Genomic DNA, 24,948 nt, shown 5'->3' on the forward strand with positions numbered 1-24,948 from the left:
TTGAAACAGGGCCCGGTCGACCGGGCCGACGTCGCGGATTGCCCTGATGATCCTGCTCCCCTGCTCCGGGGGTCGCCCCGAGTCCCGTGATGCGCGATCATAGCGCCTTCACGTTGCGTTCGGCCAGAAAAGTGCACGATTTCGTAAAAAAGATACGCACATGTAAAAATAATCGCATTGTCGATCATGTTGCAGGCGCGAGCATATCGAAGGGTTGGACGCAGCGGTCCGACGATAGACACCGGTGTCCTTGCTTGTTTTCCGGCATCAGCATCGCTGCGTTGCAGCGGCCAACTCGTGTTGCGGTGCAATATGACAACGTACGTCTCATGCTTGAAAATCGTTTTTACCAGTGCTAGACAATGAGGACAGAACGAGCGCTCAAGCGCCGCATATTTGGGAGGATCGAAGGCTCAATCGAATTGCTGCTGCCAGATGCGCCGGACGGGTTCCGGCTGAAGGCGGTGCGTCGATCGCAGCGATCCAGCCGATGAGACCAATGCATGACGGGCGTCGCGAACGGCGCCGACTTGACGGGGAGGGGACCCTTTTGATGGTATTCGAGAAAATCGCTTTTGGGCCGGCGCGGTCGATGGCTGCCATCCGGCGCCGGCATCTCGGGGCGTCCTCGCTGGTGATTGCGGCGATGATGCTGCCGGTGCCGGCTTTGGCGCAGACCGCTGTGGCGGATGCCGCCGGCCAGACCGGCGCGGGCGGCGGCGCGGGCCAGGCCCCCGACACGCAGGCGTCCGAACAGGAATCGGCGCTCTCGACCGATACCAAGGGCGATATCGTCGTCACCGGCATCCGCGCGTCGTTGCAGACCGCGCAGGCGCGCAAGCAGAATGCCGAACAGATCGTCGACTCCATCACGGCGCAGGATATCGGCGCCTTGCCGGATCGCTCCGTATCCGAGGCGTTGCAGCGCATCGCCGGCATCACGCTTCAGCGCACCAACGAGAATCGCGACCCGGCCCGCCTGTCGTCCGAAGGCGGTGGCGTATTCATCCGCGGCCTTTCCTGGGTGCGCTCCGAACTCAACGGCCGCGACGTCTTCTCGGCCAACAATGGCCGCGGGTTGAGCTTCGAGGACGTTTCGTCCGACCTGCTCGCCGGCGTCGACGTCTACAAGAACCCGTCGGCCGAACTGGTCGAAGGCGGCATCGGCGGCATCGTCAATCTGCGCACGCGCAAGCCGTTCGATTCCACCGGCCTCGTCATCGCCGCGTCGGGCGATTACAATTATGCCGATCTGCGCAAGAAGGGCTTCTGGTCGGGCAACATCCTGGCCAGCAATCGCTGGTCGACGCCGCTCGGCGAGATCGGCGTGCTGCTGTCGTACAGCATCGGCAATGTCGGCAACCGCACCGACAGCATCTCGGCTGGCCGATATGATCGGGCCACTCTGACCACGGCGCAGGACGGCGTGGCCGCCGGAACGAACGTCTATATCCCGAACGGTATGGGCTTCCGCCAGATCGACTGGGAGCAGAAGCGGACGGCCTTTGTCGGATCGGTGCAGTGGAAACCGAGCGATACGCTGCTGCTGACCGGCGAGGCACTGGTCGGCCAGGCGGATCCGCACGACATCGAGCATGCTGTAGGCGATTATAGCGCGCCGGGCGCGGACAACACGACTTTCACCTTCGGCCCCAATCGAGAGCTCACTTCGGGTACGATCACCAACCGGCAGATTAACCCCGATACGCGGTTCGGGTCGCAGCACAAGAAGACGCAGGATTATTCGCTCAACCTGCGCTGGACACCCGATGAGCATTGGGCGTTCAGTGCCGATGTCCAATATGTGAAGTCGACGGCCCAGGTGGTAAGCATGACCGCCTTCACCCAGACCAACACGCTCGGCACCTTCAAGTTCGATTTCCGCGGCGACGACCCCTCGATGACGGTCACGCCCACCGCCGGGCCAGGCGCCAGCTTCGGCACCTGGACCAACCAGAGCAGCTACTGGTGGGCCGCGGCGATGGACCATATCGAGGACAATGAGGCGCATGAATGGGCCGGGCGCGCCGATGTGGAATACAGCTTCATCGACAACCCGTTCCTGAAGTCGTTCCGGCTGGGCGCGCGCGGGACCGATCGTACCGCGATCACCCGGCAGACCGGTTACAACTGGGCCCTGCTCAGCGAGCAATATTGGGGCGCGACCGGCAACCCGGTCTATCTCAACCAGACGGGCTATGCCGGCGGGCCGCAGAATCCCGGGCTTCCGGCGCAGTCGGAGCTGTTCACCTACAACAACTTCTTCCGCGGCGGGGTGCCTGCCATCGGCAGTAGTTTCTGGTTCCCGAGCAATGCGCTCGTCAGCAACGGCACCGCTAACGCCTATAATTATCTGAAGAGCACTGAATCGGGCGGCTGGGGCTGGACCCCGCTCAGCAGCGATTATTCGCAGGCCGCGCCCGGCGCCGACAATGTCAGCGGCGGCATCAACAACCAGAGCGAGAAGACCAAGGCAGGTTACGCCCTGCTTCGCTTCGGATCCGAAGGCGGCCTTCATTTCGACGGCAATATCGGCGTGCGTGTGGTCAACACCGACACCGGCGCGACCGGATCGGCGATCCGTGTGGCGGCACCCACGGCCGGCTGCACGGTGGGAACGCCGATCACATCGGGGCCGAGGGCGGGGCAGACGGTCACCCAGGCCGATTGCAACCTGCTCGCCAGCGCCTTTGCCTTTGCCGGTGGCAATATCGGCGGGCTCACTCAGGCGCATAGCGGCTCCTACACCGATGTGCTGCCCAGTTTGAATCTGCGCTTTTTCCTCCAGGACAATCTGCAACTGCGCTTGGCGGCGGCCAAGGCGATCATCCGTCCCACGTTCGCGCAGCTCAATCCCTTCACCACGCTCGGCTTTGCCTTCGACTCCGCCACTGGCATCGCCAACGGTACCGGTGTCGGGGGGCGTGTCACTGCCTTTACCGGCACTGCGGGAAATCCCGACCTGAAGCCGACACGGTCGAACCAGTTCGATGTCAGCCTTGAATGGTATTTCTCGAAATCGAACAGCCTGACGCTGGCCGCCTTCTACAAGGACATCAGCAACTATATCTTCGCCGGCGTCGCCTCGCAGACCTATACGAGCGGCGGGCAGACACACACGTTCGACGTGACTCAGCAGACCAACGGCTCGCACGGTACGATCAAGGGCTTCGAGCTGGCCTATACCCAGTTCTTCGACATGTTGCCCGGGCCACTCAGCGGCCTCGGCTTCCAGGGCAACTTCACTTATGTCGACAGCACGGGCGGAAAGAACACTGCGGTCAATGTGTTCGATTCGAACCAGACGACCAATGCGGTCAGGCCGAATCTGCCGCTCGAGGGCCTGTCGAAATACTCGTTCAACGTCGCGGGCATCTACGAGAAATACGGCATCTCTGCGCGGCTCGCCTATAACTGGCGGTCGGGATATCTGCTGACGACCTCGGCGGCGAACATCAACTTCCCGGTCTGGTCGGAGAAATACGGCCAGCTCGACGGGTCGATCCTCTATTCGATCGACAAGCATTTCAAGATTGGTGTGCAGGGCACGAACCTGCTGAACTCGCGAACTTTCCTTGATGTCGGCGATCCCGATCTCAAGCCGCGGTACAGCTGGACGGACACCGATAGACGGTTCGCATTCCTTGTGCGTGGCGTTTTCTAGCCCCTCCTGTAACCTTGCGCCCCCGGAGCGATCCGGGGGCGTTTTTTGGCTATTCTCGCCCTCCTGATTGCGTAGACCGTTTCCATGACTCAGGCGCCCGTCCGCAGGATCGTGATCGCCGGTGGCGGCACCGCGGGCTGGATGGCGGCCGCGTTGCTCGCGCGCCTGATGCCGCCGCCCTTTGTCGAGATCATACTGGTCGAATCCGACGAGATCGGCACTGTCGGCGTCGGCGAGGCGACGGTGCCGCTGATCACGCAGTTCAATGGCCTGCTTGGCATCGATGAACCCGACTTCGTCGCCCGGACCAACGGCACCTTCAAGCTGGGTATCGAGTTTCGCGACTGGGGCGAGGCGGGGAACGTCCATTTCCACGGCTTTGGCGACTATGGCGATGCCATCCAGGGCGTGGCGCCGCATCACCATTGGCTGAAGCTGCACGAGGCGGGCGAGACGGCGCCGATCGAGGATTGGTCGATGCCCTATGCCGCGGCGCGGCGCGACCGCTTCGCCCCGCCCGAGGCGATGAAGGGCGAAGCGGCGTTCTTTAAATATGCCTATCATTTCGATGCAGGGCTCTATGCACGCTATCTGCGCGGCTATGCTGAGGCGCGGGGCGTGCGGCGGCGCGAGGGGCGGATTGCCGATGTCGAGCTCGATCCGGAAAGCGGCAATGTTGCCAGCCTGACGATGCAGGATGGGGGCGAGGTCATCGCCGGGGGCTTCTTTATCGACTGCAGCGGCTTTGTCGGGCTGCTGATCTCGCGCGCACTCGGGGTTGGTTATGTCGATTGGTCGCATCTGCTGCCGTGCGACCGGGCGGTCGCGGTCGGGTGTGAACGGCGCGGGCGGATGACCCCCTTCACCCGGTCGACTGCGCGCGCTGCCGGGTGGCAGTGGCGCATCCCGCTGCAGCACCGGATCGGCAACGGGCATGTCTATGCCAGCGCCTTTATCTCCGACGACGAGGCGGTGGCGACCTTGCTCGACAATCTCGATGGCGCGCCGCTCGGCGAGCCGCGGCTGCTGCGCTTCACCACGGGGCATCGCGAGAAGTTCTGGCACCGCAACGTGGTCGCGATCGGGCTTGCCGCGGGGTTCATGGAGCCGCTCGAATCCTCGAGCATCCAGCTGATCCAGACCGGGCTTGCGCGGCTCGTGGAGATGCTGCCGGATATGACCTTCGATCCGGTGCTGATCGACGAGTATAACCGCGTCACCACGAACGAGTATGAGCGCATCCGCGATTTCCTGATCCTGCATTATTGCCGCAGCCGCCGGCCCGAGGCGATGTGGGCGCAGTGCCGCGCGGCGGAGATCCCGGAGCCGCTCGCGCGCAAGATCGCGGTGTGGGAAGCGGGCGGGCGGGTGCCGCTTTATAGCGAGGAATCCTATCAGGAGCCGAGCTGGGTTTCGATCTTCCTCGGCAATGGGATACTGCCGCGGCGCTATGACCCGATCGTCGACCAGTTGCCGATCGAGCATCTGCGCGGCGGGATGGCGCAGCGGCGCGGCGCCATCGCGCGGGCGGCGGAGACGATGCCGGATCACGCGACCTTCCTTGCCCGGTGCTGCCCGGCGCCGCTGGCCGCATGACCGAAAGCAACGCCATTCGCTCGATCGTCGTCGCGGGCGGGGGCAGTGCGGGCTGGATGGCGGCGGCGGCGCTCTCGGCCGCGCTGGTCGGGACTGGATGCCGCATCACCGTGGTTGAGTCCGAGGAGATCGGCACCGTGGGCGTGGGCGAGGCGACGATCCCGCCGATCCAGGCGTTCAACCGCATCCTCGGCATCGACGAGGCGGCGTTTGTCCGGGCGACGCAGGGGACATTCAAACTCGGGATCGAGTTCGCTGACTGGCTGCGGCCGGGACATCGCTATTTCCACCCGTTCGGGCGCTATGGCGACGATTTCGGGATGACGCCGTTCCACCAGCAATGGCTTCGCGCGAGCGCGCAGGGGGACACGACGCCGCTCTCGGCCTATTCTTTGACTGAGGCGGCGGCCTATCTCAACCGCTTCGACCGGCCGCCCGACGATCCGCGCTCGGTCTTCTCGACCTTCTCCTATGCCTATCACTTCGACGCCGGGCTCTATGCTGCGTTCCTGCGAGCCTATGCCGAGGCGCGGGGGGTGACGCGGGTCGAGGGCAAGATCGCCGAGGTGGCGCTGAAGCCGGAGAACGGGTTCGTCGAGGCGCTGGTGCTCGAGGATGGGCGGCGGCTCGAGGCGGAGCTGTTCGTCGATTGCACCGGCTTTCGCGCGCTGCTGATAGGCGGGGCACTGGGGGTCGGCTATGACGACTGGAGCCAATGGCTGCCGTGCGACCGGGCGATTGCAGTACCGAGCGCGCGCATGCCCGAGCTGCCGCCCTATACACGGTCGACCGCGCGGCCGGCGGGGTGGCAATGGCGCATCCCGCTGCAGCATCGCACCGGCAACGGCCATGTCTATTGCAGCCGTCATATGGACGATGACGAGGCCGAGCGCATCCTGCTCGCCAGCCTCGACACACCCGCGACCGGCGATCCGCGGCGGCTGCGCTTCACCACCGGGCAGCGCAAGGTCGCCTGGGAGCGCAATGTCGTCACGCTCGGGCTCGCCTCGGGGTTCCTCGAGCCGCTCGAATCGACCAGCCTTCACCTCGTCCAGAGCGGCATCACCAAATTGCTCGCCTGGTTCCCCGACCGCGATTTCGATCCGCGACTCAGGGCGGAGTATAATCGCCTGGTTGCGCGAGAATTTGAATCAGTGCGCGATTTCCTGGTGCTGCATTACCAGGCGACCGAGCGCGAGGGCCCCTTCTGGCAAGCATGCCGCACCATGGACGTGCCCGACACGCTCGCTGCCAAGATCGAGATGTTCCGCCATAGCGGCCGGCTGATCGAGCGCGACAAGGACCTGTTCCACGAAGCGAGTTGGCTTGCCGTGTTGCTCGGCCAAGGGATCAGCCCCGAACGCTATGACACGCTGGCCGAGGTCGTGCCGCTGAACGAGGCGCGCGCGGTGCTGGGCGGCATGCGCAAGGTGATCGCGACCACGGCGGCGGGCATGCCGGGGCATGCGCAGTTCATCGACCGCCATTGCCGCGCCGGATGAGGAGAGAGACATGAGACAGGCTGGATGGGCGATCGCCGTGGCGCTGGGGTGCGCCGCGCCGGTGATGGCGCAGGACGCCGCCCCCGCGGTGGTGACCGGGGACGCGACCGCCGGGCTCGTATCGAAGCAGGCGATCGGCGAAGTGCATGTGGTGGCCGATCCCGCGCTGGCGAACGGGCGGCTGGTGCTGCGCATCGTCGTGCTGAACCGCGGCAAGGCGCCGGTCGAGTTCGGGCCAGCCAGCGTCTCGGTCGCGTCGCGCGACGGTGTGGCGGTGCCGCTGGTGCCGCGCAACGCGCTGCTGGACGAGCAGGGCGGGGTGGCACCGGGCACCGTAACTGAGGATACCAGCCAGAGCCATGCCGGTGCCGCGATGCTGGTCACACCCAATGGGCAGACCGATGTGTCGGGCTTCACCGGCGGTTCGGGCACGACCTATGGCGGCGTGCCGCAAAGCACGATGGACCGGTCGCAACGACGGACCGACCCGAAGACCGCAGCGGCGGTCGCGGCGCTCGACGCGGTGCTGCTCAAGCCGATGACCCTGAAGCCGGGCGCGGCGGATGGCGGGCAGGTTGTCACGACCAGGCTGAAGCGGGGCAAGATCGTATCGCTGATCGTCAGCATCGCCTTCGCCGGCGAGACCCACCGCTTCGATGTCGCGGTGCCGAAGCGCTGAGCGACCCCGCATGACGAAACGGTTGCCGCCCGACCATCGACGGTCCTATCTGATCGTATCCCCCGATCGAGCAGTGAGGCGCGGCGTGTCATCAGACGAGACGAACATCGACGACGACGACCGCCGCTACAAGGCGCCCGCGCTGGAGAAGGGGCTCGACATCCTCGAGCTGCTGGCGACGGCGCGCGGACCGATGACCCTGACCGCGATCGTCAACGAGCTGGGGCGCTCGCATGGCGAGCTGTTCCGCATGGTCCAGGTGCTCGAGTTTCGCGGCTATATCGAGCAGGATACCGCGGCCGAGGGGTATCTGCTGACGGACCGGCTCTTCTCGCTGGGGATGCAGCAGCCGCGGATGTACAGTCTGGTCGAGCTCGCGCTGCCGGTGATGCGCCAGCTGTCGCTCGATCTCGGCCAGTCGTGCCACCTCGCGGTGCATACCCTGGGCGAGATGGTGGTGGTGGCGCGGATGGAGTCGAGCGAGCAGCTCGGCTTCTCGGTGCGCGTCGGATACCGGCGGCCACTGCACCAGGCGGCGTCGGGCGCGGTGCTCTATGCCTTCCAACCCGAGGACGTGCGCCGGCGCTGGGAGAAGCTGCTGAGTCCGCCGCTGGGCGCCGAGGAGCTGGCGAGCTTTCGCGCGCATGCCGATGAAGTGCGCAAGCGGCGCGTCGAGCTGACGCCGAGCAAGTTCGTCGCGGGCGTGACCGACATTTCCGCGCCGGTGATGCGCGGCGGGGTGGCCGCGGCGGCGCTGACCGTGCCGTTCCTGAAGAAGCTCGGGCCGCATTTGCCAAGGGCCGATGCCGGGGCGTTTGTGCGGGCGGCCGCCGACCGGATTTCGGATCAGCTGGTCGAGGGTGATAGCCGGATCTGATTTTGGGCCGGTCTGGCCGGCGCTGACGCTAGCCACATCCACTATCGTCACCCCGGACCTGTTCCGGGGTCCACCGTGCCGCACATTCCGCGGCGTGGGGCGGCACGGTGATGCCGGAATAGGTCCGGCATGACGGGTGGGGGTGTCGGCCCTCTCCAATCGACGCATTCCCACATCCCAAAACGCCGCTCTCGCCACTGCGCGCTTGCGCTCCCAGCTATTCCCACCTATGAAAATGCTCATCACCCGCGAACGAAATGGCGGGTTGGACAGGGGCGGGTACGCAGTGCCGGGGAGGGGTCGAGTGAGGTGCTGTAGTGACCGCCGTCCCGCGTATCGGGCCCGCGCATGACAACCATTACCGGCGTGCGGATCGTCGACCTGCGCTTTCCCACCGCGCTGATGCTCGACGGGTCGGACGCGATGAATCCCGACCCCGATTATTCGGCCGCTTACTGCATCCTCGACACCGACGAGCCGGGGCTGGCGGGGCATGGGCTGACCTTCACCATCGGGCGCGGCAACGAGATTTGCTGCGCGGCGATCAAGGCGCTGGCGCCGCTCGTGGTCGGGCTCGACCTCGACTGGATCCGCGAGGATGGCGCGCGCTTCTGGCGGCATGTGACGAGCGACAGCCAGTTGCGCTGGATCGGGCCGGAAAAGGGCGTGATCCATCTCGCGACCGGCGCGATCGTCAATGCGGTGTGGGACCTGCTCGCCAAACAATCGGGCAAGCCGTTGTGGCAGTTGATAAGCGATATGAGCCCGGCCGAGATCGTCGGGCTGATCGACTTCCGCTATATCTCGGACTTCATCACGCCTGAGGAAGCGGTAGCGCTGCTCGAGGAACGGTCGGCCGGCAAGGCGGCGCGGGTGGAGACGCTGAAGGCACGGGGCTACCCCTGCTACACCACCTCGGCGGGGTGGCTCGGCTATTCGGACGAGAAGCTGCGACGGCTCTGCGCCAAGGCGGTGAGCGACGGCTTCGGCCATATCAAGCTGAAGGTCGGCGCCAACCCCGAGGACGATCGCCGCCGCGTGACGATCGCGCGCGAGGTGATCGGCCCCGACGTCAAGCTGATGATCGACGCCAACCAGATCTGGGACGTCGACGAGGCGATCGAGCAAGTCAACGCGCTGGCCTTTGCGGACCCCTGGTTCATCGAGGAGCCGACCAGCCCGGACGATATCGAGGGGCACCGCCGCATCCGCGAGGCCATCGCGCCGATCGAGGTGGCGAGCGGCGAGATGTGCCAGAACCGGGTGATGTTCAAACAGTTCATCAGCCGCGGCGCGATCGACGTGGTGCAGATCGACGCGTGCCGGCTGGGCGGGGTGAACGAAGTGCTCGCGGTGCTGCTGATGGCGGCGAAGCAAGGCCTGGCGGTCTGCCCGCATGCCGGCGGCGTGGGGCTGTGCGAATATGTCCAGCATCTGTCGATGATCGACTATCTCTGCTTTTCCGGCACCACCGAAGGGCGGGTGGCGGAATATGTCGATCATCTTCACGAGCATTTCGTGACGCCCTGCGTGGTGAAGGGCGCGGCGTATATGCCGCCGACCGCGCCGGGATTTTCGATCGAGATGAAGCCGGCGACCCTGGCCGGCTTCGCGTTCAGGCCGGTCGGCACCGCTTCCGCGGCATGACCCGGGCTGGCGCCGTCCGGCGGATGCTGGCCGTGCTGGTTGCCGGGCTGTTGTCCGGCACCGCGACGGCGCAGCAGCAGGACGGCAGCGCTGCCGCGTACGAATGGCGCAACGTGAAGGTCGGCGGCGGCGGCTTCGCGCCCGGCATTGTGTTCAGTCCGGCCGAGCGGGGCCTTGCCTATCTGCGCACCGACATGGGCGGCGCCTATCGCTGGGACGAGGCGGCCGCCCGTTGGGTGCCGCTGCAGGACGGCATGACGGAGAGCAGCTATATGGGCGTCGAGAGCATCGCGCCCGATCCGGTCGATCCGGCAATCGTCTATCTCGCCGCAGGGATGGATGCCGGGTCGCCGGCCGCGATCCTGCGCTCGGCCGATCGCGGGTGGCACTGGACGATCGTGCCGGTGCTGTTCCGGATGGGCGGCAACGAGGATGGCCGGGGCCTGGGCGAGAGGCTGACGATCGACCCCAACCGGACCTCGACCCTGTTCTTCGGATCGCGCCATGACGGGCTGTGGCGCAGCGACGATTCGGGCGGGCATTGGGCGAAGGTCGCCGGTTTTCCGATGCCGGGGCTTGGCGCCCCCGCGCCGAAGCGTACGCATGGCGGGGTGAGCTTCGTGCTGGTCGATCCGTCGAGCGGCGTGGCGGGACAGGGCACAGCGGGACGGGGATCGCGCATCCTCTATGCCGGGGTGGCCGATCCCGGCGCGCAGCATCTGTTCCGCTCGACCGATGGCGGCGTCACCTGGCAGGCGGACGAGGGCGCGGCGGCGCGGTTGCTGCCGGCCAAGGCGGCGATCGATGCGCGCGGCACCCTGTTCGTCACCTATGACGACGCGATCGGCCCGAACGGCATCACCGATGGCGCCTTGTGGCGGCGCGACGGGGCGACCGGGCGGTGGAGCGACGTGTCGCCGCCCGACCGGACCAGCGGCGGTTTCATGGGGATCGGCATCGCCAAATCGGCGCCCGGCACGATCGCGGTGAGCAGCATCGATCGCTGGAACCCGGGCGACACCGTCTGGCGATCGACCGACGATGGCGCGCATTGGAGCAACCTGCGCGACCGCAGCACGCGCGACATCAGCGCGACGCCGTTCCTGCTGCACGAAGGCAAGGGCGCCGATTTCGGCCATTGGATCGCCGGGCTGGCGATCGACCCGTTCGATGCCGCGCATGCCGCCTATACGACCGGGGCGACACTCTATGCGACCAAGGGCTTCGGTGCGGAGGGGGCGCTGCGCTGGGCGCCCTGGACCGAGGGGATCGAGCAGACCGCGATCATCACCCTGGCGAGCCCGACCGGCGGCGCGAACCTCATCTCGGGCCTTGGCGACCTGGCCGGCTTCGTCCATGCGGACCTCAGCAAATCGCCGCAGCCGAGCTTCACTGACCCCTATCTCTCCAACACCAACAATCTCGATTATGCCGGGCAGGCGCCGTCGATCCTGGTGCGCAGCGGTAGCCTCTATTCGGATCATCCGCGCGACGCGACGCTCGGCTGGTCGGGCGATGGCGGGATGAGCTGGCAGCCGGTTCGTACCCCCGCGATCCGCCCGGCCGACGACAAGCCCGGGCAGCGGTACGACCTGACCGGCGATGCCGCGATCATCGTCTCGGCGGACGGCGCGACCTTCATCGTCTGCACGCCCGTCCCGCTCGTCACGCGCGACCGCGGCAGGAGCTGGGGGCTGGCACAGGGGCTGCACCTCCATGCGCGGCCGGTCGCCGACAAGGTCGATGCGCAGCGTTTCTATTCAGTCGATTTCGATGCCAACCGGCTGCTCGCCAGCAATGACGGCGCGCGGAGCTTCGTGGCCGTGGCGGGCAAGGGGCTGCCCGCCGAGCTCTGGCCGGGCAAGACCTATTGGCGCGAGCAGCAATATCGCCTGGTCGCCAGCCCCTATGGCGCGGGCGACCTGTGGTTCCATATCGGCGAGGCGCTGTGGCACAGCGACGATGGCGGGCGATCGTTCGACCAGGCGAGCGGCCGGCTGAAGGTCGAGCTGTTCGGGCTGGGCAAGCCGGCGCCCGGCGGCAAGATCGCGACGATCTATGCGATCGGCACGCTGGGCAAGCTGCGCGGCGTCTATCGCTCGCTCGACGGCGGCAAGGGCTGGGCACGGATCAACGACGACGCGCACCAATGGGGGCTGCGTTTCCGGGTGATCGGCGGCGACCCGCGTATCTTCGGCCGGGTCTATGTCGGGACCGATGGGCGCGGCGTGATGTATGGGGATCCGGTGGGGCAGTAGGAGGAGACGGCATGATGGACAGGATCGATCGCCGCGGCTTCATCGCCGGCGCGGCCGGGCTGGCGGGAGCCTCGCTTGCCGCGACCGCGCAGGCGAAGCAGGTCGAGGCCAACTGGTCCTCGATCATCCGGGAGTACGAGACGCCGCAATGGTTCGCCGATGCCAAGTTCGGCATCTGGGCACATTGGAGCGCGCAGTGCGTGCCCGAATATGGCGACTGGTACGGCCGGCTGATGTACGTGCAGGGCAACCCGTTCTACGAGCATCACCTGAAGAATTACGGCCACCCGGCCGACACCGGCTTCATCGAGATCGAGAACCGCTGGAAGGCGGCGCATTGGGACCCCGAGGCGCTGGTCGCGCTCTACAAGAAAGCCGGCGCGAAATATTTCATGGCGCTGGCGAACCACCACGACAATCTCGACAATTTCGACAGCAGCCACCATGCCTGGAACACGCTGCGGGTCGGGCCGAAGCGCGACATTATCGGGACGTGGGAGAAGATCGTCCGCCGCGAGGGGCTGCGCTTCGGGGTGAGCAACCATAGTTCGCATGCCTGGCACTGGTGGCAGACGGCCTATGGGTACGACGCGGTCGGCCCGCGCGCCGGGCAGCGTTACGACGCGTTCAAACTGCGCAAGGCCCAGGGCAAGGGCCAATGGTGGGACGGGCTCGACCCGCAGGAGCTTTATGTGGGCCCGAGCTTCGTGCCGCCCGACGGCATCCGATCGATCGCGGCGATGGATGCCTGGCACGAGGTGCATGACGGGCGCTGGATGGAAGGATCGCCGCCCGCACCGCCGGCCTTTGCCGACAGTTGGCTGCTCCGGCAGAAGGAGCTGGTCGAGAAATACCGGCCCGACATGGTCTATTTCGACGATACCGGCCTGCCCTTCGGATCGACCGGGGTCGAGGCGCTGGCGCATTATTACGCTCAGTCGCAGCGGCTGCACGGCAACATCGACGTGGTCGCGACGGGCAAATTGCTCACCCCCTATCAGCGTCGCGCGATGGTGGAGGATGTGGAGCGCGGCTTCAGCGACCGGCTGCGCCCCGAGCCGTGGCAGACCTGCACCTGCATCGGCGACTGGCATTATAATCGTGCCCGCTTCGACAACAAGTCCTACGTGCCCGCCGAGCAGGTGATCCAGCGGTTGTGCGACGTGGTGTCGAAGAACGGCAACCTCCTGCTCTCCATCCCCATGCGCGGCGATGGGACGATCGACAGCGAGGAAGAAAAGGTCGTCGCCGGCATCACTCGCTGGATGGCGCGCAATGGCGAAGCGGCGATCTACGGATCGCGGCCCTGGCGCATCTATGGCGAGGGGCCGACCCAGCTCAGCGCGGGCCATATGAACGAGGGCAAGGCCGGCGCGTTCACCGCGCAGGATGTGCGCTTCACGGTGAAGAACGGCACGCTGTTCGCCGCACTGCTGCGCTGGCCCGAGGGCCCGGTGATGCTCTCCTCGCTCGCGTCGCGCGCGATGCCGGGCGCGAGGATCGAACGGGCGACCCTGGTCGGCGGCGGGCCGGTTGCGTTCGAGCGGGATGGCTCGGGGCTGAAGCTGACCCTGCCGCGCGCGGGGGCGGGGGAGGTCGTGCCGGTCGTGGCGCTGGAAGGTGCGGGGCTGGTTTGACGCGCGGCCGGAGCGTTTCTCCAACAGGATGCGCCTTTTTCGCCGTTTTCAGCGGTACCTTTTTTTTGGGCCCGTTTTTCCGCTGTTATGTTGGATTTTCGACGCGGATCCGTGGTGCGATATCAGTGGGTTGAGTGCCACTTTCCCTGTTAACCCCATAACAGCGGTAAAAACGGCTGAAATGCAGCGGAAATACCGCTGTTCGCGCGCGCTTTGCGATGGTTTCGACGATGAGAAAGATCCAACAGGAATCGCGTGGTGCGATTCGTGTTGGCGGGCGCGACGGTATCGGGATGTGCCGAGAGTTGAATCGACAGTTGCCGGTAATAGGAGCGTCGCGCTTCGGGCAACGCGCGCCTCAACAGCTGAAGCTATAGGCCTTCGGGTCGCTTTTCTCACAACGCTTCAACGGTTTTCCGCGACCCAATGGACCGACGAGGATCTCGCTCAGCGCATTGGCCGCGATGTAGAAGCTGTCGCTTGTCGTGCCGACGCGCTCCCGGCCGCGGAAGATGGGGACGGCACCACCGCGCGACGCAACCGACAGTTTGACGAGGCTCGTCGTGGATTGGCCGAAGATCGGATCGTGATCCATCCCGCCGGCAAAATCCGGCGTGTCGAGTGTGCGTTCGAAGGCGCCAAGCTTCGCGGTATCGCGCTTGTTGGTAAACAGGGCGCCGAGCATCCCGATGCCCATGAGCGCGCCGATGATGTCTCCCGGGTGCTTCCCGTATGCAGTCGACGACAGGAAGGGTGAGATCGCGACTTCGAGCGGCGCTTCGTCGAACAGGGGGTTCTGATCGACGCATATGAGCCGGGGCGCGGCATCGGGAAGGCGGACGACGGCCGGATAATCGATCGGTTCGGCCCCTTCGCTCCGTACCCTCATTCGCACGGGCACGCCCGGAAATGGCGCGCCTGCGCCGACGACGAACCGGCGGGTTGGAACGGCCTTGCCGATGCAGCTTCCTTCGCCGATGCCGTCGACCACCACGGCCTCGGTTGCAGGGCAGGCATTCGGGGCCTTCCGGCCGCAATCGGCCAGGCTCACCAGGCCGGTCTTCTCCCTGGCAAAGGCCTCGATACGGAGCCGGCCGCGTTTCGCTCTCGACGTGACGGGCAGCAGAGGTTGCGCCGGCGATGCGGTGCTCGTTTCCGCGGGCGGCGGCTTGACCGTCTCCGCCTCCTGACCCTGCGCCGGGAAGGCCAAGGTCAGGCCGATCAGGAGGCCGGATGACAGACGCGGGCGCCTCATTTCTCCCGCCCTCCCGCGAAGCGGCCGTCACGCCACAGATAATGGAGCGCCGCGGCGAGGCACAGTATCGAAACCTGCCCGAGCATCGCATAGCCCTGCCAGTAGAGACGGTTGCCGACCCGGTCGAAATCGAACTGGATGACGCGCAACTGCATCGCCAGATCGAACATGAAGCGCAGCCCCGAGAAAATCGACACGAAGGCGAGCGCCATCGAGACACACAGCACGATCGCGGCGCTATGGCCGAGCGACGGCTTCAGCGGCTGGCGGTAGAACCAAGCGGAGGCAAGGCCGAGCCCGACCGACATGGAGATCATGAGCTGGGCGAGGCTCCCCAACTGAGTCGCCGCCTCCGGCGACGGATGAATCTCCCGCAGGATATCGGGGAAGACGAGATTGGAAAAAGGCCCGGCGGACAGGGCGATGGCGATCACGGGCGGTAGCGTGACCGACAAGAAGCAAATCAGGACTGCGGCCCACCGACTGACGCCATTGATCATGCCTGTACCCCCCGAGGGCGTCTTTAGCATCCGGTGCGCCGTGCGGGAATGGAATCTGTCGGATCATCGCTGGGGTCAGTGGGCAGGGTGGCTGATCGGCGATCCTCTGGGGATCCTGTCATGACAGTCGCTGGCGATGAGAAAAGGGGTTGTTGCACGTCTCACCGCAATACGGACAGGCGGATGGTGATCTGGATCGCGTGGTGAGCTGCAGTTGCGCATCGCCGAAACCGCCGGGCGCTTCGAGCACCCAGACGCTCACGCCCTGCGCCATCGCCAGCCTGGCTCGCCCTATCGCCATGTGCGCGTTCTCGGCGCGGGTGGGCGGGAAGGGAAGGCGAAACGCGCCGGTTTTCGGCGGCGCGCAATATGGGGGATAGGTGCAATAACCCCACAATACGCGCTTCTGACCGCGCGAGAAAAGGGGTTGTTGCACGTGTCACCGTAACGAGCTGGATTGATGGCATCCCGTAGCCCGTGGCAGTGCAATTATTTCGAGAGAATCGGGCCGTCATTTGCCTAATAAAATGCACTGTCAGCGATATTTCCGTAATTCTGTCACGGTAATTCGGAAACGCAGCATGTCGTAGGGGGTTGCGCTTGATACGTTACCTCGGTCAGAGTGCGAACACAGGAGAAGATCTATGAGCGCGCTTCATTCTTGGGACGGTCAATATCGTGGCTTCATTCACAATGACCGAATCTTCGATGCAGCAGGTAGCTACGTCGGATGGCTGGAGGGCGGGACTGCGTGGAGATCCGACGGTAGGTATATGGGTGAATTGACAGATGGAGCCTATATTCTTCGTAACTCAATGAAGATTGAACCTATCCCTCGCATCCCGAAAATACCGCCTATTCCACCGATCCCTAAGATACCTGCCATTCCCAAAATCGCAAAAATCCCAAAGATCGGACACTCGGACGCGCTTGCTTAATCGCATGTCATAACCGTGAGCGCGAAGGCACTGCTTTACAATTGCGAGGCAGTATAAGCTGCGCGAGTTTCGTTATCTGCGGTTCCTAAAGCCCCGGTTCTCACGCGGATGTCGGCATCCGGTGCGGCCGTTTCCGAAGCCGGATTACGGTCGTTCGTCGGCTTGATTCAACTCTTCGCCGACGGGCCGCATACCCCAGCTGCGGCCCGTTCAGTGGACGAGCCTTCGGCCAGGGGATGCGAGGACGGCGCAACCCCGTCGGGCCGCTCCAGGACGCGCTCCACATTGTCCGCTGGTAATGTGCGAAGCGGCACGATAGCGAGTGGAGACAAAGGTATGGGAGGCGTTGGATTAGGCATGGAAGGTCGGCGCGAATATACCGCACCACCGATCACGGACGCGATCATCGAGATACGCTTCGCCGAAGAGCTATCCGCTGGCAATCAACGTAAGCTGCGGAAGCGTCTCGCTCGAAATTATGAGACGGCCCTTGATCAGAAAGAGGTCAATGTGCACGTTAATTTTCAAGCCGCCCAAGCGGATTTCTCTGACTCGAAGAGCCTCGTACAGCTTGCCAGTCTCGACCAAGCGGACCGCCTAGTACTAAGAACGCAAGGCTTGGCTTGGCAGAGGCTCGCACCCTATGAAGGCTGGGACACGTTTTTTGCGCGCGTGCAGGCGGACTTCGAAGCTCATCATGAGACGGTGGGACTCCGAAAGATTGAGCGCTTGGGGGTGCGCTACGTCAATCGGCTCGATATTCCTAGCAGCGATGGCGAGGTCACCAGATATGAGGATTACTTGACGATCAACGTCGAGGTCCCGTGGCCAACAATCGAGAACTACCAGTGGCGCGTAGAAAAACTGTTTCCGGAATCGGATCTTCTAGCTGTCTTGCAATCTTACATCGTCGCGCCGGAAGTTCCCGGCACGGGCGCGTTTATTCTCGACATCGACGTCATAAAGCAGCAGAACTTGCCTGTGAAAATGGACGATCTGTGGGCCGACCTCCACGCGATGCGCGAATTGAAAAATAACATTTTCGAGCTATGTATCACCGATCGAGCTCGCGGGATGTTTCATAAATGATCGGCACTGAGTCCACGTTCGTGATCGATTCTGATCGCCGCAAACCGTCGAGCGCCCTTCTTAGGGGCTCTTCCGCGCTCGATCTGGTCGATACGGCCTCGACGCAAAGCCGGTTTTTCAGCAATCGCGCCACTGAGCAGGCGGGTATCGCGTCTGCCGCGGTAGGCCCAAAGAAAACGCTTGAAGAGCGTTTATTTGACGCGCTCGCCGAGGCGAAGGTCTGGACATCGAGGGTGGCGATGCACCTCGATCGGACGTCGCGTAATCGCTATTTCACGCAGCTGGACCGGCTACATGATGCTGACGAGTGGTTTGGTGACGACACTCCCTTGAGGTTGGGGTCGTACAAAGGCTTCATTCGCTTCATGCTGATGATCGGGGGCTGCTCGAGGCCATCGATGGCGCTCAGCCCATCTGGCTATTTGCTTGCTGTGTGGGAGGTTGACGGCGCCCGGCTCAGCGTCGAATTTCGCGATGAGACCGAGGTGATGTGGATGATGAGTCACGTCGTAAACGGTAAACCAGAGAGAACGGGCGGTACGACGGTTTCCGAGCGCCTCCTGCTGAATTTGCGACCGTACGCACCGGAAAAATGGTTTAACATTGGCAACGGTTAAGGTTGCGGATGCCGACCATCTCATGCGCTACGTGCCATATGGTCGTCAGATTAGAGATCCTGACACCGATCAGTTTCAAGGCATTTCGCTAACAGCTTTCGAATTGCGGGACGACGATAAGGGCGGGATGTCCGTGACATGGGTCGAGCACTACGGACCCAAGCAAGGCACCACATATGACGCAGCGGCTGCGTGTTTCCGTGATAGCCTCGATAAGAAGAAGCTGGCTCCCAAGGCGGCATTCGCAATCGGGAATGCCGGGGCGACGCGCGCGGTCGCGAAAGAGCACAAAAAGCAAATCCGCTTGGTTCATGCGCCGGACGGTACGAACACCGGGCACGTAGAAATTAGAAAATTCTCCGATGAAGATTATGCTTTGTTGGAGGCCTTGGCCCGCGACGTGTTCACCGAGCATGTGCTCGTCGCGAAGATGGCGCCACCAGCGATTTCGACACCGCCTATACCAGTGAAGGTCAAAAAGGGCGGCTGAAGTAACCCCCTGCGGCCATAGCTCCGCGCCTTAACCGCTCGGACACGATGGCATCCAATAGCTCCTCTAATGGCGATCCCAACGCACTGCGGCGCCGGTGTCAATAATTGCGCACGACAGGCCTCGGCTATCGGCGAACCGGCAACGGGCGACGACCCGGGCATAGCTGCGATCGACAGCCTGACAGGTCAGCGCCCGTCGCGTCACCATGCGGCGACGATCGCGCGCGATCGATCGGCAAGGCGATCCGCTGCAGACATAGCCTACGCGCCGTCTCCGGCAGGCCCCGGTACTCGCGAGCTTCCCCAACTGGACCCCGGCCTTCGCCGGGAAGGGGTTATAAAATCACCGCTCCCGAACAGTAACCGCCTTCCCCTCATACACCACGCCCGTAGCCCCATTCTCCGCAAAGTCCGGCGCCACCGCCTTGCCCGGCCCGTAGAACCGCACCGACACCGCGCGCTTCGCCGGCATGCCCGCATACCCGCCCTCGCGCGCGCCGATGGTCAGCGTGCGCGTCGCCTGGTTCCAGGTGATCGGCACGCGGGCGTACTTGCCCTGGAGATAGGCCGGGCTCACCCCGTCGTCCTCGTAGAGCGAGAAGCTGGCATCGGCGCCGGTGAAGACATGGAGGACGAGCGGGCCGTCGGGCTGGTCCTTGGTGCTCTGCACTTCTGGGCCGGTGGGCAGGATGCTGCCGGCGCGGACGAAGAGGGGCATGCGCTCGTATGGGGCCGCCGCGGTGATATTGCGGCCGCCCGGGTGATATGCGCCGGTGTTGAAGTCGTACCAGTTGGCGCCGGCGGGCAGATAGACCTGGCGGGTGCGGGCCTTGAACTGGGTGACGGGGGCGACGAGCAGGCTGGGGCCGAACAGATATTCGTCGTCGATGCTCCACGTTTTCTTGTCGGCGGCGAAATCCATCACCAGGCCGCGCATGATCGAGCCGTCTTTCAGGTTCGTGTCGGCGCCGAGCGTGTAGATATAGGGCATCAGCCGGTAGCGGAGCTGATCGTACCAGATCATCGAGCGCTGCATTGCCGGGTCGTCGGCGGAGATCTCGTAGATCTCGCGCTTCGGCGTCTCGCCATGGCTGCGGAACAGCGGGCTGAACGCGCCGAACTGGAACCAGCGCAAATTGAGCTCGCGCCATTCGGCCCGGGCCTCGGGCAGCTGGTTGGTGTAGCGATCCTCCACCGCGAAGCCGCCGATATCGTGCGTCCAGTTGGGCAGGCCCGACATCGACGCGTTGACGCCGGCCGAGATCTGGTCGCGCAGATCGTCCCATCGCGCGGCGATGTCGCCCGACCATACCGCCGAGCTGGTGCGCTGCAGCCCGCCGAACCCCGAGCGGGTGAGGATGAAGGGGCGCACGTCCGGCCGCGCCTCGCGCAGGCCATCCGCCACGCCCTGGGCGTGGACCAGCGGGAAGCTGTTGAACAGGGCGGCGCCGGGGCCCCTGGCGGTCGGGCCCATCGCGTCGATGCGTTCCTCGATCGACAGGTTGGAGTGGATGTCGGGCTCGGTCGCATCGAGCCACCAGGCGTCGAAGCCGAGCGTCACCAGCCGTTCGCGGACCTGGCGGAAATAGATTGTCCGCGCTTCGGCCGCATAGGGGTCGTAATCGGTGTTGAGATAGCCGGGGCCGACCCAGTCCTTGCGCTTCGCGTCGAGATTGCCGTGGTAGAGGAAGCCCTTGGCGTCGAGCTCCTTCGCGTTCGCCGTGTTCGGGTAGAATTTCGGCCAGACCGAGATCATCACATTGGCGTCGAGCGCATGCACCTCGTCGACCATGGCCTTGGGGTCGGGGAAGCGCTTCTTGTCGAACTCGTGGCTGCCCCATTGGTCCTCGGGCCAGTAGAACCAGTCCTGCACGATGTTGTCGAGCGGGATGCGGCGCTTGCGATATTCGCGCACGACGCCGAGCAATTGCTCCTGCGTCTCGTAGCGCTGGCGGCTCTGCCAGAAGCCGTACGCCCATTTGGGCAGCATCGCCGCCTTGCCGGTGAGGGTGCGGTAGCCGGCGACGACAGTGTCCATGCTGGTGCCGCCGACATAATAATAGTCGGTCGCCTTGCCGACATCCGACGACATCCACAGCGAGTGGCGATCGGGGGCGGGCAGGGGATCGTTGTGGTAGAAGGCGATGTAGCCCGCGTTGGGTTCCCATTCGATGCGGATGTCGACCGGCTTGCCCTTGACCATGGGCAAAGTGAAATTGTGGAACCAGGGGTTCCAGTTCTGGCGCCAGCGCTCCAGCACCAGCTTGCCGTCGGCAAAGACCTTCACATAGCTGGAGGAATAGAGCCGGAATTTATGCTCGCCGGTTGAATCCGGGGTGACGGCGCCGGTCCACACCACATGCTGGGTCTGCACGGTCTTGCCCGCAGTGTTCTGGCCGCTGTCGGCTGAGGCGACGGTCTGCGCCTTGGCGGCGGCGGGCCATTTGTCCTGGTCGCGGATGTACTCGTAATTGATCACCGGCTCCTGCTGAGTCACCGCGAGTTTGGTGCCGAGATAATATTCAGCCTTCCAGCCGGGGGTGCCGCCGCTCGTCACCTTCAGCTTCGTGCCGACAAAGGCATAGGGCGTGGGGTTGCCGAAGCGGGTGATCGAATTGTTGTCCCACAGCAGCCCGTAATTGCGGGTGGAGACGAGGAACGGGACGGCGATGTCCATATTGTGCTGGGCGAGCTCGACGTCCTCGCCATTGTAATTCATCTGGCGGTTCTGGTGCTGGCCGAGGCCGTAGAAACCTTCGTCGGTGCCGCGGTTGAACTGTTGCTGCGTGGCGAGCCAGGGCTTGCCGTCGAGCGTGACGGGGTTGAACGCGCCGCGGGCGGCTTCGTCCAGGGTGAGCTTGCCGGTGGCGTCGCGGAAGGCGATGTGGCCGTCGCTGAGGCGGATTTCGGCGGTGGCTTTGGCGGTCTTTAGGGTGACGAGGCCGTTGGCTTCGGTGATGGCGAGATCGCCGTGCGGTTTCGCGGTGACCATCAGGCTGTCGGGCAGGTCGAGCGACGTGCCGGGGACGGCGGTGACGCGGAAGCTGTCCTCGCCATAGACGAGCACGCGGACACGCTTCGCCGGGCCGCTGTCCGGGGTGACGACCACGCCGTGATCGACGCGCTGGACATCGGCGGCGAGCGCGGTGGTGGAGGTGGTGGCGAGCAGGATTGCTGCGGCGAAGAGGGCGGGGCCTTTGGGGCGAGTGAAACTGCTTCTCTCCCTCTCCCACCGGGAGAGGGAAGGGGCCCGCCGCGAAGCGGTGGGAAGGGTGAGGGTGACGGGCACGAGCGTCTCGTACTCAACCTCACCCCGCGCCGCTGCGCAGCTTGCCCCTCTCCTGAGAGGAGAGGGGAAGAAGTCGCGATTCTTGCTCGTGCGATTCTGACTCACGTCGTCTCTCCTATTGCCAGGTCGCAAGCTTCACGCGGAGCAGTTGCGGCTCCGCGGTGAAGTTGAGGCCGTAATCGGTCTGGTCGCCGTTCCACAGGCGATCGAACACCCAGGCGCCATCGACATAATGGCCTTCCTCGACGCGTTCGAGCATCAGGTGGCGCTTGCCGGGGTCGGTCAGGGCGAAGTCCACGCGGGCATGGAAGCCGGTGACGAGATATTCGGACGGGCCCAGCCGCGCGATGGCGACGCCGCCCGAGGGAGTCTCGTTGCCGGTCGGGGCGGGCGTGCCGAATTGCGGGATGCCGAAGCTGATGGTCGCCTTGTGGACGCCGAGATCGAGCGATTGCGCGTGCTTCGCGGCCGGATCGGTCGGCTCGGCGGCGCCCCAGACCTGGCCTTCATAGGCGAGCTTCGCCCAGACGCGTTCGAGCGGGCGGAACAGGCGGTAATTGCGGGCAAAGGCTTCGATCGTTTCCGGATCGAGTGCCTTGGCGCCGAGCGGGAAGTTGGAATATTTCGTGGCGTCCATGCCGAACGGCGCCCAGCCGATCGCGCCGCGGCCGATCGCGGGGAAGAAATAGCGGGCATAGGGACGGGCATTGCCGGTCTCTGGCACGAACAGCGGATTGTCCGGCCGGGCATAGCGATCGAGATAGCCGAGATACTGCGCGTGATCGGGATTGTAGATGTCGGGGCCGACCACATCGAGATGCGGGGCGGCGGCCTTGTAGACGTCGATCACCGGATGCGAGGGGCCGCCCGAGGCGAAGGTGTTCGGGTCCTGCCAGACGAACGGATTGCTGGTGAGCGCGGCATTCGAATACATGGGGAGCGGCTTCACTGCCTTGCCGGCGGCGGCGATCGCATCGATGTAACTGGCGACGTACCAGCTGTGGAAGAACAACTCGGCGTCGCGGCCGTAGAGCTGGGACCAGCTGCCGGGTTTCTTGCCGGTCTGTTTCACCAGAGCGGCGGGGACGGGGCCGGCGAACAGGCGGTTGGCCTCGGGCGAATGATCGCGGGCGCTGCCATAGCTGCCGGGTTCGTTCTCGACCTGCACCATGATGACGGTGTTGGCCTGATCCTTGTCCTTCAGGTGGCGCATCAGCGCGACGAAGGCCTTTTTGTCCGCTTCGAGGGTGGTCGCGCCGTGCGGGGTGAGCGCGTAATGCGTTGCGCCCTTGCCGTCGATCATGCGGGGGAAGCGCTTGTTGTCGAGCTTGACCCAGGACGGGGCGTAATTGGGGCCGGTGTTTTTCCAGGTGCCGAACCAGAGCAGCACGAGGCGGACCTTATGCTCGCGCGCTTCGTCGAGCAGGGTGTCGAGGAAGGAGAAGTCGAACTTCCCCTCTAGCGGCTCGATCTGTTCCCAGGCGATCGGCACCTCGACCGTGTTGGCGTGGAGCTGGTCGATCACCGGCCAGATTTTGGGCAGCATGGCGGGCCAGGCGCTGCTGTTGTTGACCTGCGCACCGAGCATCAGGAACGGGCTGCCGTCGACGATCAGCGCGTGGCGGCCGTCGCGGCTTTCGATGCGGGGCAGCGGGCCGGGGGCGGCGAGCGCGGTGCTGGCGAGCGCAACCGAAGCCATTGCCCAGCATAAGAGGCCCTTGAGCGCCATTTTCCCCCTCTCCATTGTCCGATTCCGGCTGGGCGTACTATCTCAGTGAAAACGTACTTTGCCAATGAAAATCGTTGGCGGGTCAGGCGGAGCGTAGCGCTTTCGCGTGCGGGCGCCTGCGCGGTGCGGCGTCGGACTGGCGGCGGACCAGGGTGAAGTCGAGCTGGAGGTGGCGCGGCGGCTCGCGGTGGCCGTCGCGGCGGCTGTGGATTTCCTTGACCAGCAGCTCGACCGCGGCGAGCGCCATGTCAGTGATCGGCTGGTGGATCGTGGTCAGCTCGGGCCAGATGGTGGTGGCGAGCGCGGTGTCGTCGAAGCCGCACACCGCAAGATCGTTGGGCACGTCGAGCCCGTGGCGGTGCGCGACGGCGACGGTGGCGGCGGCCATGTCGTCGTTGCTGGCGAAGATCGCGGTGGGCGGGCTGGCGGTGCCGAGGAGTTGCTCGGCGGCGTCGAGGCCGGAGCGGTAGGTGAAGAGGCCCTGGACGACGAGGGTCTCATCACAAGCCAGGCCGACCGCTTCCAGCGCATCGCGGTAGCCGGCGAGGCGACGTTCGCTTGCGGTCTGGTCGGGGTTGCCGATGATGAAACCGATGCGCTGATGGCCGAGCGCGGCGATGTGGCGCGTCATCTCGAACGCGGCGCGGTGATCGTCGATGCTGACGGCGGAGAAACCCGGCGCGGGATCGCCGCTGGCGACAGTGACCGCCAGGCCGTCCGCCTGGCGCAATATCTCGAGCAATGGCTGGGAATCGCACAGGGGCGGGGGCAGCACGATGCCCTCGATGCCGCCGCTCAGCAGCCGGGTGGCGGCTTCCCTGGCCTGTTCGAGGCCGTCGCATTTCTCGACGATGATCTGGACATTGGCGCGGCTGGCATAATCGAGGCTGCCGACCAGGAATTCGCTGAGATAGGCGGCGCTGGGGTTGCTGTAGAGCAGGCCGATCCGCACCGGCGCCGCGCCGGACAGGCTGCGCGCCGCGGGGTTGGGGGTGTAGCTGAGCGCCTTGATCGCGGCGTCGACCAGCTCGCGGGTCGACCAATGCACATTGTCGCCGCCGTTGAGCACGCGCGACACCGTCATCGGCGATACCCCGGCCTTGCGCGCGACATCCTTGATGGTGGCGGCGTTGCGCTGCCGTCGGGACCGTTGCTGCTTCATCTATCAGCCTCCCGGGT

17 protein-coding genes are annotated in these 24,948 nt (G+C 64.9%); 12 read left to right on the plus strand and 5 right to left on the minus strand.

What is annotated here, in order from left to right; genetic code table 11:
* Positions 1-592 precede the first annotated feature (592 nt).
* From WC729_RS28980 to WC729_RS29015, 8 genes are all read left to right on the plus strand, one after another.
* Positions 593-3,664: a TonB-dependent receptor gene (locus WC729_RS28980; RefSeq protein WP_372858251.1), complete on the plus strand. Its 3,072-nt coding sequence runs from the start codon at positions 593-595 to the stop codon at positions 3,662-3,664.
* A gap of 84 nt (positions 3,665-3,748) precedes the next feature.
* Positions 3,749-5,260, plus strand: coding sequence for a tryptophan halogenase family protein (locus WC729_RS28985; RefSeq protein WP_372858253.1), 1,512 nt, complete (start codon positions 3,749-3,751; stop codon positions 5,258-5,260).
* Positions 5,257-6,762: a tryptophan halogenase family protein gene (locus WC729_RS28990; RefSeq protein WP_372858254.1), complete on the plus strand. Its 1,506-nt coding sequence runs from the start codon at positions 5,257-5,259 to the stop codon at positions 6,760-6,762. Before WC729_RS28985 ends, WC729_RS28990 begins: the two co-directional genes overlap by 4 nt.
* A gap of 10 nt (positions 6,763-6,772) precedes the next feature.
* Complete coding sequence (locus WC729_RS28995) at positions 6,773-7,441, plus strand: hypothetical protein (protein ID WP_372858256.1); 669 nt, start codon at positions 6,773-6,775, stop codon at positions 7,439-7,441.
* A 10-nt stretch (positions 7,442-7,451) separates the two neighbouring features.
* Positions 7,452-8,318, plus strand: a complete 867-nt coding sequence (locus tag WC729_RS29000; RefSeq protein ID WP_372858258.1) for an IclR family transcriptional regulator — start codon at positions 7,452-7,454, stop codon at positions 8,316-8,318.
* Between the two features lie 348 nt (positions 8,319-8,666).
* On the plus strand, positions 8,667-9,965 hold the full coding sequence (locus WC729_RS29005; protein WP_372858259.1) for an L-fuconate dehydratase: 1,299 nt from the start codon (positions 8,667-8,669) through the stop codon (positions 9,963-9,965).
* Entirely contained in the window at positions 9,962-12,223 is a 2,262-nt protein-coding gene (locus WC729_RS29010) for a hypothetical protein (RefSeq protein WP_372858260.1), read from the plus strand. Before WC729_RS29005 ends, WC729_RS29010 begins: the two co-directional genes overlap by 4 nt.
* A 14-nt stretch (positions 12,224-12,237) precedes the next feature.
* The gene (locus tag WC729_RS29015; RefSeq protein ID WP_372858294.1) at positions 12,238-13,860 is read left to right on the plus strand and encodes an alpha-L-fucosidase; all 1,623 of its coding nucleotides are present in this window, start codon (positions 12,238-12,240) and stop codon (positions 13,858-13,860) included.
* 358 nt (positions 13,861-14,218) lie between these two features.
* Here WC729_RS29015 and WC729_RS29020 read toward each other — a convergent pair whose 3' ends face one another.
* Together WC729_RS29020 and WC729_RS29025 are read right to left on the minus strand one after the other, a co-directional pair.
* Positions 14,219-14,851 carry a hypothetical protein gene (locus tag WC729_RS29020; protein ID WP_372858261.1) on the minus strand — a complete coding sequence of 211 codons (633 nt, stop codon included), beginning with the start codon at positions 14,849-14,851 and terminating at the stop codon, positions 14,219-14,221.
* A 260-nt stretch (positions 14,852-15,111) separates the two neighbouring features.
* Positions 15,112-15,549, minus strand: coding sequence for a hypothetical protein (locus WC729_RS29025; protein WP_372858262.1), 438 nt, complete (start codon positions 15,547-15,549; stop codon positions 15,112-15,114).
* 710 nt (positions 15,550-16,259) lie between these two features.
* Here WC729_RS29025 and WC729_RS29030 point away from each other — a divergent pair.
* From WC729_RS29030 to WC729_RS29045, 4 genes are all read left to right on the plus strand, one after another.
* Positions 16,260-16,553 carry a 4-fold beta flower protein gene (locus WC729_RS29030; RefSeq protein WP_372858264.1) on the plus strand — a complete coding sequence of 98 codons (294 nt, stop codon included), beginning with the start codon at positions 16,260-16,262 and terminating at the stop codon, positions 16,551-16,553.
* Positions 16,554-16,661: 108 nt separating this feature from the next.
* A complete protein-coding gene (locus WC729_RS29035) occupies positions 16,662-17,642 on the plus strand; it encodes a TIGR04255 family protein (protein ID WP_372858265.1) in 981 nt (326 codons plus the stop codon).
* On the plus strand, positions 17,639-18,259 hold the full coding sequence (locus tag WC729_RS29040) for a hypothetical protein (protein WP_372858266.1): 621 nt from the start codon (positions 17,639-17,641) through the stop codon (positions 18,257-18,259). The genes WC729_RS29035 and WC729_RS29040 overlap by 4 nt, the downstream gene beginning before the upstream one ends.
* Before the next feature lie 22 nt (positions 18,260-18,281).
* The gene (locus WC729_RS29045) at positions 18,282-18,749 is read left to right on the plus strand and encodes a hypothetical protein (protein WP_372858267.1); all 468 of its coding nucleotides are present in this window, start codon (positions 18,282-18,284) and stop codon (positions 18,747-18,749) included.
* Between the two features lie 345 nt (positions 18,750-19,094).
* Here the strand turns inward: WC729_RS29045 and WC729_RS29050 are convergent, their stop codons facing one another.
* From WC729_RS29050 to WC729_RS29060, 3 genes are all read right to left on the minus strand, one after another.
* Positions 19,095-22,145, minus strand: a complete 3,051-nt coding sequence (locus WC729_RS29050; RefSeq protein ID WP_372858268.1) for a TIM-barrel domain-containing protein — start codon at positions 22,143-22,145, stop codon at positions 19,095-19,097.
* A gap of 10 nt (positions 22,146-22,155) precedes the next feature.
* Positions 22,156-23,739, minus strand: coding sequence for a DUF5597 domain-containing protein (locus WC729_RS29055; protein WP_372858269.1), 1,584 nt, complete (start codon positions 23,737-23,739; stop codon positions 22,156-22,158).
* 112 nt (positions 23,740-23,851) lie between these two features.
* Complete coding sequence (locus WC729_RS29060; protein WP_372858270.1) at positions 23,852-24,931, minus strand: LacI family DNA-binding transcriptional regulator; 1,080 nt, start codon at positions 24,929-24,931, stop codon at positions 23,852-23,854.
* Positions 24,932-24,948: the final 17 nt, after the last annotated feature.

This window comes from Sphingomonas sp. (assembly GCF_041661825.1).
Classification (GTDB): domain Bacteria; phylum Pseudomonadota; class Alphaproteobacteria; order Sphingomonadales; family Sphingomonadaceae; genus Sphingomonas.

Bases quoted from the DNA above. Each gene is read 5' to 3' on its own strand.
- WC729_RS29040 (WP_372858266.1), top strand. From the start codon at position 17,639: ATGATCGGCACTGAGTCCACGTTCGTGATCGATTCTGATCGCCGCAAA.
- WC729_RS29000 (WP_372858258.1), top strand. From the start codon at position 7,452: ATGACGAAACGGTTGCCGCCCGACCATCGACGGTCCTATCTGATCGTA.
- WC729_RS29035 (WP_372858265.1), top strand. From the start codon at position 16,662: ATGTCGGCATCCGGTGCGGCCGTTTCCGAAGCCGGATTACGGTCGTTC.
- WC729_RS29030 (WP_372858264.1), top strand. From the start codon at position 16,260: ATGAGCGCGCTTCATTCTTGGGACGGTCAATATCGTGGCTTCATTCAC.
- WC729_RS29010 (WP_372858260.1), top strand. From the start codon at position 9,962: ATGACCCGGGCTGGCGCCGTCCGGCGGATGCTGGCCGTGCTGGTTGCC.
- WC729_RS29005 (WP_372858259.1), top strand. From the start codon at position 8,667: ATGACAACCATTACCGGCGTGCGGATCGTCGACCTGCGCTTTCCCACC.
- WC729_RS29045 (WP_372858267.1), top strand. From the start codon at position 18,282: ATGCGCTACGTGCCATATGGTCGTCAGATTAGAGATCCTGACACCGAT.
- WC729_RS29015 (WP_372858294.1), top strand. From the start codon at position 12,238: ATGGACAGGATCGATCGCCGCGGCTTCATCGCCGGCGCGGCCGGGCTG.
- WC729_RS28995 (WP_372858256.1), top strand. From the start codon at position 6,773: ATGAGACAGGCTGGATGGGCGATCGCCGTGGCGCTGGGGTGCGCCGCG.
- WC729_RS28980 (WP_372858251.1), top strand. From the start codon at position 593: ATGGCTGCCATCCGGCGCCGGCATCTCGGGGCGTCCTCGCTGGTGATT.
- WC729_RS28990 (WP_372858254.1), top strand. From the start codon at position 5,257: ATGACCGAAAGCAACGCCATTCGCTCGATCGTCGTCGCGGGCGGGGGC.
- WC729_RS28985 (WP_372858253.1), top strand. From the start codon at position 3,749: ATGACTCAGGCGCCCGTCCGCAGGATCGTGATCGCCGGTGGCGGCACC.
- WC729_RS29060 (WP_372858270.1), bottom strand. From the start codon at position 24,931: ATGAAGCAGCAACGGTCCCGACGGCAGCGCAACGCCGCCACCATCAAG.
- WC729_RS29055 (WP_372858269.1), bottom strand. From the start codon at position 23,739: ATGGCTTCGGTTGCGCTCGCCAGCACCGCGCTCGCCGCCCCCGGCCCG.